This window comes from Thermocatellispora tengchongensis (genome assembly GCF_014202315.1).
In the GTDB taxonomy this organism is placed as follows: domain Bacteria; phylum Actinomycetota; class Actinomycetes; order Streptosporangiales; family Streptosporangiaceae; genus Thermocatellispora; species Thermocatellispora tengchongensis.
Map to the genome: position 1 here is coordinate 192727 of NZ_JACHGN010000002.1, position 14109 is coordinate 206835.

The following is a 14109-nucleotide window of genomic DNA, read 5'->3' on the forward strand; positions in this document are numbered from 1 at the left end:
GCTACCAGGGGAACGCGTACAGCCCGTAGTAGGCCGCGAGCGCGAGCAGCAGCCCGGTGCCGCCCAGCACGCCGGCGACGGCCACGTGCTGCCAGCGGCCCGGCTGCCAGCCCTCGCGCAGCGCCGACATCAGCGCGGCCACCGCGGTGACCTCCTGCAGCAGCATCAGCACCGCCAGCACCCGCACGACCAGCCAGCCCGCCAGCACGGCGGGCCAGGCGCCGGCCTGGTTCACCGAGAACAGCACCAGCAGCGTGATGAAGCCGGCCACCGACACCAGCAGCCCGAGCCCGGTCCACGCCATACGGCGCAGCCGGCGCCGGATCGGGGGCCACAGCCGGGCGTTGGCCTCGGCGGCGGTGCTCCGCCCGCGCAGGCGTACCACGATCTCGGCGACGGGCCCCGCCACGTAGCCCACCGCGGCCAGGCACAGCGCGAGACCGATCACGGTGTCGCCGGCGTACCAGGGCGCGGCCGGGACGTCGCTGGCCTGGTAGCGCTGCACCGGCGTCGCCCCCGCGATCCGCACCGCCTCCGGCGGCGTGGCCGAGCCCGGCAGCTTGACGATCCAGTTCGCCAGCGTCTCCAGGTAGCCCGGCGCGTACGGACCGCCGCGCACCCGCATCGCGTGGTCGGCGCTCTTCAGGAACCGGATCGTGTACTCGTCGTTGCCGCCCTCGGCCAGGGCCGTGGTCAGCGCCCGCGTGCTCTCCACGAACGGGATCGACGGGTCCATCGTGCCGTACAGCGACAACACCGGCTGGCTGATGCCGCGCAGCGCCGGCATCGGGTCGTGCCGCAGGAAGTCGAACCCGACCGCCCCCATCGCCCGCGTCAGCAGGTCGCGCACGCCGATCGGCGCGTGCAGCCGCTGCAACTGCTCGTTCAGCGCCCACGCCACCTGGCGCATCGGCGAGACGTTCGGCGCCGACACCATCACCAGGAACCCCACATCGGAGCTGCGCGAGGCCGCGATCGGGGTCACCCACGTGCCCTCGCTGACCCCCCACAGCCCGGTACGCGCCGGATCGACGTCGGGCCGCTTGCGCAGGTGCTCGACCATGCGCAGCGCGTCGTCGGCCAGCAGCTCGAAGTCGCGGTTGCGGAAGGAGTAGCCGACCGTGCGCTTGTCGTAGACCAGCGTGACGATGCCCGCCCGAGCCAGCCACTCGGCCTGCGGAGTGAACTCGTCCCGCGCCCCGTTGCCCGACCCCTGCACGAACACCAGCGCCGGATGCCGCCCCGGCGTCTTCGGCGCCCGGATCGTCGCCTGCAGCGTCTCATACCGCGCCGGGATCGCCACGTCCTCGGTGCTGATCGCGGCCTCCGCCGCCACCGGCGCCAGCTCGGCCGCCGGCTGCGCGGGTAACGCCCGGAAAGTCCCGTCGAGCTTCAACGGCGGCGGATCGAACGAGGGCGGCAGCGCATACCCCACCGCGGCCAGCACCGCCAGCACCAAACCGGCGGCCACGCCGAGCGTGCCCCGACCGACTTGCATCCCGAACCGCTCCGAATCGTCGCCCTACCGGTCGCCTTACCAGCCGATGAACCGATGTTGGTGATATTCCCACCGACCTTTCAGGGTACTCGGCCGGACACCTCGAACGCGCGATCCGGCACGGACGGAAACAGCCCGGCATGACACACCCCTCACCACAGCGCCACCTTCCCGGTGCGGCGGCTGCCAGGGGGCAGGCGGCCCAGGGGATGCCGCCCGGGGCGGCCGCCTCGAACCTCCAGGCCCCCGCCCCCTTCCGAGGGCTGCGCACAGGGACCGGCGGGGCCGGCAAGCGTGCCGGCCCGATGGGTGGGGGCGACGGCTCCTGGCCTACGGCGGCCGGGGCTCCGCGCTTTGCCCCGGCCCTTTCCTGTGAGTGGGGTCGTGGAGTGAGGGGCCGTATGGGGGCGGTGCTTCCCCGGGCGGGCGGGGGTGGGGCCGGTGGGAGGGCGGGTGACGGCGGGGCGTGCTGCGGGCCGCCACTCCACGTGGGCCTTCTGTCAGGTCGCCCGCCTCGCGCCTCCGCTGCGGGGTGTGCTCCGGGCGGGTCGCGGTACTCGGCACCCACTGCGCCTGACGGCGGTGGGGTCGCCTGGTCGGGAGGACGTTCTGCTGCCGCGCGCCGGCATGCGGTGAGTGAGGGCCTGCGTGCTTGAGGCGGCCTCCGCCTCGGGCCCTCGGGGCGGGCCGAGGGCGGGGTGGAGAAATCGACGAGGGGCGGGGAAAGGGCGGTTTTGGGGCGCCGTTCTTATGGTGTGGGCTTGACTTCGGTTCATGGGGGTGTGTGCCGCGGGGGCGCGGCGTGGGTGGGGGTCTCGGGGAGTTCATGGGGCCTTGTGCTTTTTTACTAGGTCTTCCGGAATGCTGGGATTGGATCGGGGGGGTGGGGGAGGTCGGGGGGTGGCATGGGAGGAGCTGGGGGGATGCATCTGGGGTCTCGTGCGGGTGGCCTGGGGTGGAATGTCGGTGAATATCGGCGTTTTCGAGTGGGGGAAAGTGGCGGCTGAAATGTGATTTATCGTGCTAAGTCAGGTTTTGCCGCCGTTAGGGAGAGAATTCGGGGCGTCGTGGCTACGGTGGAATTGTCCGTAGCGCGTCATGGCGTATCCCGGGAAAGCCTGCTCGACGCTCCGTTCGGTCCCAGGCCCCGGCCTGGGGCCCAACCCTCAGATCACGGAGTGATCTCATGCTCAGAAGACTCATCGTCGCGGCCGCCGTCGCCGCCTCCACACTGGTCGTCGGTGGCGCGATGAGTGCCCAGCCCGCCAGCGCCGCTCCGAGCACGAACTGCGCCGTCACCGGTCAGGCCGTAGCCCTTCTGGACAGCGCCGCCAAGCCCTGCCGGTGGCAGGAGGAGGAGGACTACTGGTGCAAGTACTGCTACAAGAAGGGCAAGTGGCGCCTGAAGTACTGCAAGGACCCAGAGGACGACAACGGCTTCTGACGGCTGGGTGATCAGGTTCACCCCAGCGAACGCCGCGCCCCGCGGGGACCACCTCGCGGGGCGTCGCATGCCGTACGCCCCTGGCCTGGGACTCCCGGACGGGCCGGGGCGAGTGACCCTCGTGGCGCGCGGGGATCTGTTAGCTTCCTGCGACATGCGGGTCCTGCACACCTCCGACTGGCACCTCGGCCGGTCCTTCCACCGGGAGAGCCTGCTCGCGGCCCAGGCCGCGTTCGTGGACCACCTGGTGGAGGTCGTCACGGCCGAGCGGGTCGGCGTGGTCGCGGTGTCCGGAGACGTCTACGACCGGGCGCTGCCGCCGGTGGACGCGGTCAAGCTGTGCGACGAGGCCCTGCAGCGGCTGGTGGGGGCGGGGGCCCGGGTGGTGCTGATCAGCGGGAACCACGACTCGGCGCGGCGGCTAGGCTTCGGCGCCGAGCTCATCGAGGCGGGCGGGGTGCACCTGCGCACCGACCCGGCGGCGGTGGCCAGGCCGGTGCTCGTGGACGGCGTCGCGTTCTACGGCATCCCGTACCTGGAGCCCGAGGTCGTACGCGGCCCGTGGGAGCTCGCCGAGCGCAGCCACAGCGCCGCGCTCGGCCACGCGATGGCGCTGATCCGGGCCGATCTCGCCCGCCGGGGCGGCGTCGCGTCGGTCGTGCTCGCCCACGCGTTCGTCACCGGCGGCGCGGCCAGCGACAGCGAACGCGACATCAGCGTCGGCGGGGTGGCCCATGTGCCGCTGACCGTCTTCGACGGCATCGGCTACACCGCGCTCGGCCACCTCCACGGCCGCCAGCAGATGAGCGAGACCGTGCGCTACTCCGGCTCCCCGCTCGCCTACTCCTTCTCCGAGGCGGCCCACCTGAAGGGCTCCTGGCTGGTGGACATCGACGGCTCCGGCTTCCGGGGCGCCGAGTTCGTGCCCGCCCCGGTGCCCCGGCCGGTCGCCGAGCTGCGCGGCGCCATCGACGATCTGCTCGGCTCCCCGGCGTACGAGCGGTACACCGGCCACTGGCTGCGCATCGTGCTGACCGACCCGGTGCGGCCCAAGGGGGCCATGGAGCGCCTGCGGCGCCGCTTCCCGCACACCCTCGCCCTGGCCTTCGAGCCCGAGGGCGGCGGTGAGCGTACGCGCGCCGCCCGGCCGCGCGCCGCCGGCCGTCCCGAGATCGACGTGGTGCTGGACTTCGTCCGCGAAGTACGCGGCGAGCCCGCCGACGAGGCCGAGCGGCGGCTGCTGCACCGGGCGATAGAGTCGTGCAGACTCAAGGAGACGATGGCATAGATGCGGCTGCACCGCCTGACCCTGGCCGCCTTCGGGTCCTTCCCCGGCCGGGAGACCGTCGACTTCGACGCGCTGGGCGAGGCCGGCCTGTTCCTGATCCACGGCCCCACGGGCGCGGGCAAGACCACCGTGCTCGACGCCGTCTGCTACGCCCTGTACGGCCAGGTGCCCGGCCAGCGCGACCATGCCAAGAGCCTGCGCTGCGACCACGCCCCGCCCGACCGCGGCCCCGTGGTCGAGCTGGAGGTCACGATCCGGGGCCGCCGCCTCCGGATCACCCGTTCGCCCGCCTGGCTCCGCCCCAAGCTGCGCGGCGCCGGCCAGGTCGAGGAGAAGGCCAAGGCCCGCGCCGAGGAGCTGACCGGCACCGGCTCCTGGGTCACGCTGTCCACCCGCGCCGACGAGACCGGCCACCTGATCGGCGGCCTGCTCGGCATGAACGCCGACCAGTTCCAGCAGGTCGCCATGCTGCCCCAGGGCGACTTCGCCCGATTCCTGCGCTCCGACGGCGACGAGCGCCGGGTGCTGCTGGAACGCCTCTTCTCGGTCGGCCTCTACACCGCGGTGGAGCGCTGGCTGGCCGAGCACCGCACCGAGACCGGCCGTGCCCGCCAGGCCCTGCGCCAGGCCGTCGATGCGGTCGTCAACCGCATCCACGGCGCCGCGGGCCCGCTTCTCGCCGGCGTCGAGAGCACCGACGCCGGTGACGAGCCCATGGAGTGGGCGCGCGGGCTGGTGGCCGTGGCCGGCGAGCGCGTGACGCGGGCCGAGCAGGCGTGTGCGCACAGCGAGGCCGACCTGCGCGAGGCAAGGGCGCGGCTGGAGGCGGGCCGGGCGCTCGCCGACCGGCGCCGCCGTCACGCCGAGGCCCTGGCGCGGCGGGCCGAGCTGGACGCCCGGGCCGACGAGCGGGCCGACCTGGAGGCCATCCTCGACGAGGCCGCCCGCGCCGAGCGCGTACTGCCGCTGATCCTGCGGGCCGGGCAGCGCGCCGAGGCCGCGGCCAAGGCGCACCGCCTCGCCGCCGACGCGCTGTCCCGCGCCCTGCCCCTCGTGCCCGGCGAGGGGGACGACCCGCCGTCCCCCGAGGAGCTGGCCGCGCTGGAGCGGGGCCGCCGCGACGAGATCGCCCGGCTGGCCGAGCTGCGCGACGACGAGCGGCGGCGCGACGCCCTGGCGGGCGACCTGGAGGCCACCGAGCGCGACCTCGCCGCGCTCGCCGTACGCGAGGCCGCCACCGCCGAGCGGCTGGCCGTGCTGCCCGAGCGGCACCGCGAGGCGGAGGAGCGCCGCGAGGAGGCGGGCCGCGCCGCCGCGTCCGTCCCCGCCGCCGAGGCCGCCCACCTGGCCGCCACCCGCGCCCTGGCCGCCACCCGCCGCCGCGACGCGCTCGCCGCCGAGCTGGAGGCGGCCCGCGAGACCCTGGCCGCCGCCCTCGCGGTCCTCCCCGAGCCGCCCGGCGACGGCGACGCCAAGGAACTGCGCGCCGCGCTCGCCGCGATGGAGCGCGACCGGCGCGAGCGGGCGGCGGCGCTGGAGGCGCTGCGCGCCGACGAGGAGCGCCTGTCCGAGGTGCGCGCCGAGCTGGCCCGCCTCGACGCCGAGATCGACGTCCTCGCCGAGCAGGAGGCCGCGGCCCGGGCCGACGCCGCCGAGCTGCCCGTCCGGCTGGCCGCGATCCACGACCGGCTGGCCGCGCTGCGCGGCGAGGCGGCCGCGATCCCGGCCGCCGAGGCGGCGCGGCAGGCGGCGGCGGCCCGGCTCGACGCCGCAGGGCTGCGCGACACGCTCGCCGCCGAGTGGGAAGCCGCCGAGCAGGTACGCCGCGAGGCCACCGACCGGGCGCAGGAGCTGCGCGACCGGGTGCTCGCGCTGCGCCAGGCCAGGATCGAGGGCATGGCGGGCGAGCTGGCCTGCTCCCTGGTCAGCGGCGAGCCGTGCGTGGTGTGCGGGTCCGAGCACCACCCCGCGCCCGCGCCGCCCGTGGCCGCCGCCTCGATCGCCGAGGACGAGGCCGAGGCCCAGGCGGCGTACGAGGAGGCCCAGGCCGAGCGCCAGGCCGCCGAGAGCGACGCGGCCGTCCTGGCCACCCGGCTGGCCGACGCCGAGGAGCGGGCCGAGGGCGCCGAGGCGGGCGAGGCCGCCGGGCTGCTGGCCGCCGCCGAGGCCGAGCTGGCCAGGCTGGAGGCCGTCGCGGAGGAGGCGGGCGCCGCCGAGGCGGAGGCCGAGCGCGCCGAGCGCGAGCTGGAGCGGGCCCGCGACCGCGCCGCCGAGCTGGACCGGGCGCTGGCCGAGTGCACCAGCCGCCGGACCGAGCTGCGCGCCGAGCTGGACCGGCTCACCGCGCGTCTGGAGAGCGCCCGCGGCGGCGACGCCTCGGTGGCCGCGCGCCGCGACCGCCTCACCGCCGAGGCGGAGCTGTTCGCCGGGGCGGGCGAGTGGGCGGCCCGGGTCGCGGAGGTCGCCGCCGCCTGGGAGGAGGCGCGCAGCGCGGTCCCCGACGGTGAGACCGCCGAGCGGGCCGCCCACGCGCTCGCCGAGGCCGAGCGGGAGCTCGCGGCCTTACGCGCCGCGGCGTCCGGGCATGACGCCCTCGCCGCCGAGGCCGCGCGGCTGGCCGCCGAGACCGACGAGCTGCGGCGTACCGGGCGCGACATCGACCGCGAGCTGACCGCCGCCCGCGCCCGCCGCGACCAGCTCGCCGCCGAGGTGGCCCGGCTCGCCGCGCGTCTCGACGCCGCCAGGGGCGAGGACCCCACCCTGGCCGCGCGCCTGGACCGGCTCGCCGACGAGGCCGCCCTGCTGGGCGAGGCTGCCGAGTCGGCCAACGCCGCGCGTGCGTCGGCCGTGGAGGCGTCCGCCGCCGGCGAGGAGGCCGCCGCCGCTGCCGCCGAGGCCGGGTTCGGCTCGGTCGCCGACGCCCGCGCCGCCGTACGCCCCCGCGAGGAGCGCGAGGTCAGGGCCGAGCGGCTGCGCGAGCTGGACGCCGAGGCCGCCGCCGTCGATGCCCTGCTCGCCGACCCCGAGCTGATCGCCGCCGCGGCCCAGCCGCCGCCCGACCTCGCCGCGCTGGCGGAGCGGCACGACGCCGCCGAGCGTGCGCACGGCGAGCACGTCTCCGCCCGCGACCAGGCCCGCGCCCGCCGCGACCAGCTCGCCGCGCTCACCGATGAGCTGGCGCGGTGCCAGGCGGAGTGGCGCCCGGCCGAGGAGCGCCACCGCCTCGCCCGCACCCTGGCCGAGCTGACCAGCGGCACCTCCGCCGACAACGCCTACGACATGCGCCTGTCGTCGTTCGTGCTCGGCGAGCGCCTGCGCCAGGTGGTGGACGCCGCCAACGACCGGCTCGACCACATGTCCGGCGGTCGCTACCTCCTCCAGTACGACGTGCGCAACACCGCGGGCAGCCGCAAGCGCACCGGCGGCGGCCTCGGCCTGCGCGTCCTGGACGCCTGGACCGGCGTGGACCGCGACCCGGCCACCCTGTCGGGCGGCGAGAGCTTCGTCACCTCCCTGGCCCTGGCCCTCGGCCTGGCCGACGTGGTCACCGCCGAGTCGGGCGGCACCGAGATCGGCACCCTCTTCGTCGACGAGGGCTTCGGCACCCTGGACGAGGACACCCTGGACGGCGTCCTCGACATCCTCGACGCCCTCCGCGACGGCGGCCGCGCGATCGGCATCGTCAGCCACGTGGCCGAACTCCGCGCCCGAATCCCGGCCCGCCTGTCGGTCACCAAGACCCCCACGGGCAGCACCCTCTCGCTCCACGTGCACGCATGATCACTTTCGTGAACATCGGCTATGCCGCGGCCGGGGTGCCGTTCTTCATGCGGGTGGAGCTGGAGGGCGAAGGCGTCATGCCCCTGGTTGAGGTGTTCCGGGCCAAGGAGGGCGGGCTGGTGCCGGTCGCGTCGGCGCGAGCGGGGCAGACGCTCGCGCTGACCGAACCGTTCGAGGTGGCGTTCGACCCGGCCGTGCTCACGGGGCCCCGGCGGTAGCGGCGGGGGCGCGGGTGACGTAGTCCATCAGGGCGCGGACCCGGGGGGCGTGGCGGTCGTGGCCGATGATGACCGGGGGTTCGTTGTAGGGCATGGCGTCGGATGAGCGGCGCAGTTTGATGTACTGGCCGCAGGCGTCGATCGCGTACGGCTCCATGTCGTCCTGCAGCGCGCCGATGACGGTGATGCCGTAGGTCTCGCCGATGCGGCGGAACAGGGCGACCGCCTCGCGGCGGTGTTCCTTGCCCAGGTTGCGGCCCAGTTCGTCCAGGACCAGGCACAGGTGGCCGCCGCCGGAGGAGGCGATGGCGGCGGCGCAGACCAGCTTGACCGCCTTCTCGTCCATCAGGGCGGTGTTGGCGCGGCGGTTGTAGGGGACGTAGCCCTGGCCCTCGCCGCGGCGCCACTTGGGGATGACCTTCCACGCCCAGCGCTGCTCGGGGTCGGACGGGGCGGCGGGCACCGGGAACTCCAGGGTCGCGCCGTAGCCGCCGTAGGCCAGGTCGAGCTTCTCGAACTCCTCAGAAACCCGGGTGAGCCTCGCCTTGATCGCGGCGGTGAGCGCGGCGCGGTGGACGGCGGTGGACTGGGCGGCCTCCTCCGCGCCCTTGTCGGCCGCGGCCAGGTCGCGCTGCCGGGTGGCGAGCTGCGCCTCGATCTGCCGGCGCTGGTGCCGTTCGTACTCCTCCTGACCGCGCAGGTACGACGCCAGCGCGCCGCACACCCCGGGGAAGGTGGCCTGCTCCCGGGCCGTGCGGCCCGCGCCAGGCTCGCTGCGCTCCCGGAGCAGGAAGCGCAGCTCGTCCGGCATCTCCCCGGAGCCGGACTCCGCGCCGTCCGAGGAGCCGTCGGAGGAGCCGTCGGAAGGGCCGTCGGAGGGGAACGTGCCGCGCAGCGCCTGCTCCAGGCGGCGTTCGGCGGCGCGCCACCACTCCTCGGCGGTGAGCGGGGCCTCCGCCTCGGGCAGCGCCGCCAGCCACTCGCGGGCGCCCTCGACCGTGCCGCCCCACTCGGCCGCCAGCGCGTCGAGGCCGAGCGCCGCCCGCTCGGCGGTGACCTTGGCCTCCTGGGCGCGGGCCTGGTCGCGCTCGTCCTCCAGCCGGGCGCGCCGCCCCTCAAGGCGCTCGATCTCCATGTCGCGGGTACGGGCGCGGAAGTCGAGCGCCGCCACCTCGCGCTCGGCCTCGGAGACCCGGGGCACCAGCTCGGCCAGCGCGTCGGACAGCTCCGCCAGCCGGGTACGCCGCTCGGCCAGCCGCCGTTCGATCTCGGCCAGCCGCACCCCCGCCTTGGCGCCGTCGAGCCGCCGCCGCGCCTCGGCCACGCCGTCCTCGGCCCGGCGTACGGCGCGGGCGGCCTCCTCCTGCGCGTCGCGGGCGCGGTTGAGCCGCTGCTCGGCCGCCTTGATCCGGGCCTCGCGGCCGGTGGGCACGCCCTCGAAGGCCCCCACGACGGTCACCCCGGCCGCGCTGACCAGGACCGAGCCGGGCAGCCCGGCCAGGGCCCGCGCCGCCGCCTCCAGCTCGGCGGCATCGACGATCACCGCGTGCTCGTGCGGCCAGTTGCGCAACCCTTCGTACGCCCGGCCGCCGCCCGTCTCGTCGCGGGCGTGCTCGGCCACGTCGATCGCGTCGAGCAGCCCGCTCGCCGCCACGCCCGCCTCGGCCAGCGCGCGGAGCTGCGCCGCCGCCGGGCCGCCCTCGGCGTCGTCCAGCGCCGCCGCCGCGCCCTCGACCTCGCGGTCGGCCACCCCGAGCGCCTTCAGCGCGGCGTTGAGCCGCTGCCCGGCCTCGGCCAGCTCGCGCTCGGCCGCCGGCACCTCGCGGCCGTCGGCGAACCGCCGCGCCTCCTCCAGGCCCGGTATCTGGCCGCGCAGCTCGTCGGCGGAGTTCTCGGCCACCGCCCGGTCGGCCTCCAGCTTGGCCACCCGCGCCTGCGCCTCGGCCAGCTCCCGGCGCGCCTCGGCCAGCCGCCGGTCCAGCGTGTCGTCCTTCAGCGTGCCGATCTCGGCCCGGACCACCGCGATGGCCTCGGCGGCCTGCTCGGCCGCGACCCGGTGCCGGGACAGCTCGGCCGCCAGCGCCTCGTCGCGGTCGGCCGCCGCCACCAGCCGCCGCGCCTGCCGCCCGCGCCAGCACCGCATCGCCTCGGCCAGGTGGACGCGGGCCGCGTCGCGCCGGTCGAAGGTGTCGAGCAGGGTGCGCGACTCGGCCTCGAACTCCCGCAGTCGCTGGGCCGCCTGCACCGCGCGCACCCGCTTGGCGTGCTCGTCGCGGCGCGCCTCGCGCTCCTGGTCCAGCTCGGCGTCCAGTCCGGTAAGCGCGGCCACCGCCTCGAAGACCCGCTCGGGGGAGATCTCGTTGAGCGGCTGGGACAACAGGTTGGTGGCCACCTTGGTCCGCACCGAGGTGGACAGGAACGACACGCAGCGCACCCGGTCGCCGTACAGGACCTTGGTCAGGTCGCGCGCCACGACGTCGCGCCGCCCGGCCGAGCGGGGCAGGGTGAGCCACATCTCGTCGGCCCGCGCCACCCGCTCGGCCTCCGACGGCGCCGCGGCGAGGTAGACCCCGGAGGTCCACCGGATCTCCAGGTGCGGGGCCTCCTGGTTGACCCGCAGCCAGACCGTGATCGGCTCCAGCCCGTCACCGGGCTCGTCGTCGCGCTCCTCACCGGGCTGCTCACCGGGCTGCTCACCGGGGCCGGCGCCGGGTTCGGCGCCGGCCGCGCGGGCCGGGTCGCCGAAGACGCCGACGATGTAGCCGTGGTCGGCGCTGGCCCACTGGCGCCCGCCCGCGCCCGTGGCCAGCTCGGCGTTGAACAGCAGCTCCGCGACGGTCTTGGCGCCCGAGGCGAACCGCCACTGCTCATCGCCGAGCAGCGCCGTGATCGCCGCGATGAACGACGACTTGCCCGCCCCGTTGGAGTCCTTGGGCCCCGCGCCCGCGACGACGATCAGGGTGCCGGGCACCGTCGGCACCGGGTGCGTGGACAGCCGCGAGATGTTGACCGCCTGCACGGCGATCAGCACCCGGTCACCCACCACGTTCTCCATCGGCGTCACCGCGAGTCCCCCTGCTCCCGTCGTTCCATGGTGTCGATGTCATCGGCGCGGGCCTGCTGCCTGCGCCTGGCGCGTACGGCCGCCGCCAGCGGCGTGTTCGGGCCCGCGGCCAGGATCAGCTCCTCCTGGAGGCGGCGCCGCGCCGCCTGGGTGAGCCGGTGGAACTGCGGCCCCGGCACGTAGCCGCCCGCCTCCTCGCCCGCCTTGACCTGGCTGAGCAGCCCCGCGTGCCGCAGCGAGCGCAGCGCCGCCTCCATCTCGCCGATCGGGAGCTGGGTGTGCCGGCGCAGCTCCTCCACCGGCGTCGGATGCGGCGAGAGCCAGGTGTCCTCGGCCAGCACGCCCTCGGCGCGCGGGATCGCCACCGAGTGGACCAGCACCAGCGCGAGCACCGCACGCTCGGTCTCGCCCAGCGTGGTGCCGATCCGGGCGGCCGTGGCGTCGGCGTAGCCGGAGGTCCACCGGTCGCGCCGCTGGATCAGCGTACGGCCGCGCCGGGCCAGCATCTCGCCGACCGTACGCCGCAGCGCGGGGTCGCGCAGCGCCGCGAACCGCACCTCCTGCACCGGCTCGGCGGCGTGCTCGACCGCCATGAACGCCGCGACCACCTCGGCCCGCCGCCGCTCGTCGTACGGCCCGAGCAGGTCCTCGTCCCAGCCCGCGCCGTCGGCGTCGCCGGCCGCGCTCGCCGAGGACGCGCCCGCCTCGGCCGGCGGCATGGGCAGCAGCGCCGACGGGTCGGCGGCGGGCAGCCGGCGGACCAGCTCGCGCAACTGGCCGTGCGACTCCGGCCGCCACGTGGCGCACCTGGGGCCCAGGCGCACCTCGTCGCCGGACATCACGATCCATGCGGAGTCGTGCAGCCGGCGCAGCGCGCCGATCGCCCAGTTGCGCATCAGGTCGTCGTTGCGCCCGATCAGCGCCCGGTACGCCGCCAGCACCAGCTCCACCGGCGCCGCCACCCCCGGCCACGGATCGGCCTCCAGGTCGGTCCAGCAGCACTTCAGGCAGGCCGCCAGCACCCGCCTGGCCTCACCCGCCCGCTCCACCGAGACCGGCGCCACCTGGTACTCCTCCAGCAGCGCGGGCGTCACCCCGTCGGGCCACACGGGCACCGCGGACACGCCGGACGCGGCGCTCGCCAGGCGGAGCATGCCGGGAGGCGCGGGCCGGTCGGCGGGGAGAGGGAGCGGACCCCGCGCACGGGCCAGCGCGTGCGCCAGGCCGGGCGCCATGTCAGGTGCCACTTCAGGTGCCGTGTTGAGCGCCATGTCGTGGGCCGTGTCGTGGGCCGTCTCGGGCGCCGTGGCGTGAGCCGTCTCGGGTGCCAGGTCGGCCAGGTCGGGCGTCGGGGCGGGCCCCTGGCCGGGGGCCGGTTCTGGGGCCGGTTCGGAGGGCGGGGCTCCCTGCGGGGTGGTCGTCATGGGCGGTCCCCCTGGTCGGCCTCGGCGGGCTCGGAGGTGGCGCGTTCCAGGACGCCGTGGGTGAGCCAGGCGGGGTCGCCGCCCGGGGCGGCGGTGAGGGTGTCGGACCAGCGCAGGCGGTAGGGCAGCTCGGGCCTCAGATCGACGGTGGCGAGGTCGGCGAGGAGGCGGCGGGCGGTGGTCCAGTCGCCGGGGCGGGTCAGCAGGTCCTCCAGGGGGACCGAGTCGCCCCCGGCCAGGGACTCCTCGGCCATGGCGGTCAGACGGTCCAGGACGGCGGCGCCGCCCGGGTCGTACGCGTCGGCCGGCCCCGGGTCGGGCAGGGCCGAGCGGGGCGGGGTGGGCTGGGCCGGGGCGGGCCGGGGGGCCTCGTCCACCGCCCACACGATCGCCGCCGGGTCGTGCCAGGGGGCGGGGGCGTCGAAGACCAGGCCGTCGAGCACCGCCGCCAGGCGCTCCTTGGAGGCGGTCTGGGCGAACGTGCGCCAGGTCTCGGCGGGGAGCAGGGTCAGGTTGCGGGTGGTGCCCGCGGAGTCGGCCAGGCGGCCCGCGGCGCGGCGTGAGGCGTCGCTGTAGGCGTAGATCGCCGCGCGCAGCTCGGTGCAGGTGCGGTCGAGCTCGGGCCAGCGGGTGAGGATCGTGCCGTGCAGGCTCTGCGCCCGGCGCGCGATCTCCTCGGTGCCCCACAGCTTGGGGGCCTGCTCGCGCAGCTCCTCGATCGTGCCCGTGGTCAGCGTGATCAGCTCCAGCGCCCACAGCCGGAACGCCCGCGCCAGGTTGTGCGCGCTCTGCCGGGCCTCCTCCATCGTCGTGCGCGGGTCGGCGACGTTGAGATCCTCCAGCGCCAGCAGCCGGTGCATCTCGGACTGGCCGCCGTCGTCCATCATGCGGCGCACGAACATCAGCCCGACCACGCTGGTGAACGAGGCGCGGTAGCGGAGCTGGTTGGGCTTGGGGAACACCTCGCGGATCGCGCCCAGCCCCTTGAGCACCCGCAGCCGGTTCTCGAACAGCTCCACCGGATGGTCGCGGCAGGCGTGGCGCATCTGCTCGTGGGTCAGCCACTCCTCCCCGGCCTCGGCGAACGCCGCGAACAGGGTCTCGGCGATGTCGACGAGCACGGGGTCGTCGACCACCGCCCCGCTGTCGCGGGCGAGCGCGGCGAACATGCGCCGGTAGGTGGCGAGCACCGCCTCCTCGGTGAGCGCGGAGTCGAGCGTGATCTCCTGGTTGGTCTCGGGCACGCGCACTACCGTACGGCGTGCGCCCGACAGTCTCGGACCATCGCGCGCGGGTCGTGCCGAGCTCGTCCTGAGCTCGTCCTGAGTTCGTCCTGAGTTCGTCCTGAGCTCGTCCCGAGCCATGACCGCCGGGTCGGATACCTGCGGGTCAC

At 75.9% G+C, this 14109-nt stretch carries 8 protein-coding genes; 4 read left to right on the forward strand and 4 right to left on the reverse strand.

What is annotated here, in order from left to right; all coding sequences use genetic code 11:
• Position 1: 1 nt before the first annotated feature.
• Complete coding sequence (locus tag HNP84_RS04265) at positions 2–1498, reverse strand: alpha/beta hydrolase family protein (protein WP_185048021.1); 1497 nt, start codon at positions 1496–1498, stop codon at positions 2–4.
• Positions 1499–2684: 1186 nt separating this feature from the next.
• Here HNP84_RS04265 and HNP84_RS04270 point away from each other — a divergent pair.
• From HNP84_RS04270 to HNP84_RS04285, 4 genes are all read left to right on the forward strand, one after another.
• Entirely contained in the window at positions 2685–2942 is a 258-nt protein-coding gene (locus HNP84_RS04270; RefSeq protein WP_185048022.1) for a hypothetical protein, read from the forward strand.
• A 154-nt stretch (positions 2943–3096) separates the two neighbouring features.
• Entirely contained in the window at positions 3097–4230 is a 1134-nt protein-coding gene (locus tag HNP84_RS04275; protein ID WP_185048023.1) for an exonuclease SbcCD subunit D, read from the forward strand.
• Positions 4231–8010: an AAA family ATPase gene (locus tag HNP84_RS04280; protein WP_185048024.1), complete on the forward strand. Its 3780-nt coding sequence runs from the start codon at positions 4231–4233 to the stop codon at positions 8008–8010.
• Positions 8011–8018: 8 nt separating this feature from the next.
• Complete coding sequence (locus tag HNP84_RS04285) at positions 8019–8228, forward strand: hypothetical protein (protein WP_185048025.1); 210 nt, start codon at positions 8019–8021, stop codon at positions 8226–8228.
• Here the strand turns inward: HNP84_RS04285 and HNP84_RS04290 are convergent.
• From HNP84_RS04290 to HNP84_RS04300, 3 genes are read right to left on the reverse strand one after another with little or no spacing between them, the layout of a single operon-like run.
• Complete coding sequence (locus HNP84_RS04290; protein WP_221335853.1) at positions 8209–11283, reverse strand: coiled-coil domain-containing protein; 3075 nt, start codon at positions 11281–11283, stop codon at positions 8209–8211. The genes HNP84_RS04285 and HNP84_RS04290 overlap by 20 nt on opposite strands.
• Positions 11284–11288: 5 nt before the next feature.
• The gene (locus HNP84_RS52555) at positions 11289–12716 is read right to left on the reverse strand and encodes a hypothetical protein (RefSeq protein ID WP_246517801.1); all 1428 of its coding nucleotides are present in this window, start codon (positions 12714–12716) and stop codon (positions 11289–11291) included.
• Positions 12713–13960, reverse strand: a complete 1248-nt coding sequence (locus HNP84_RS04300; RefSeq protein ID WP_185048027.1) for a hypothetical protein — start codon at positions 13958–13960, stop codon at positions 12713–12715. The genes HNP84_RS52555 and HNP84_RS04300 overlap by 4 nt, the downstream gene beginning before the upstream one ends.
• Positions 13961–14109 lie beyond the last annotated feature (149 nt).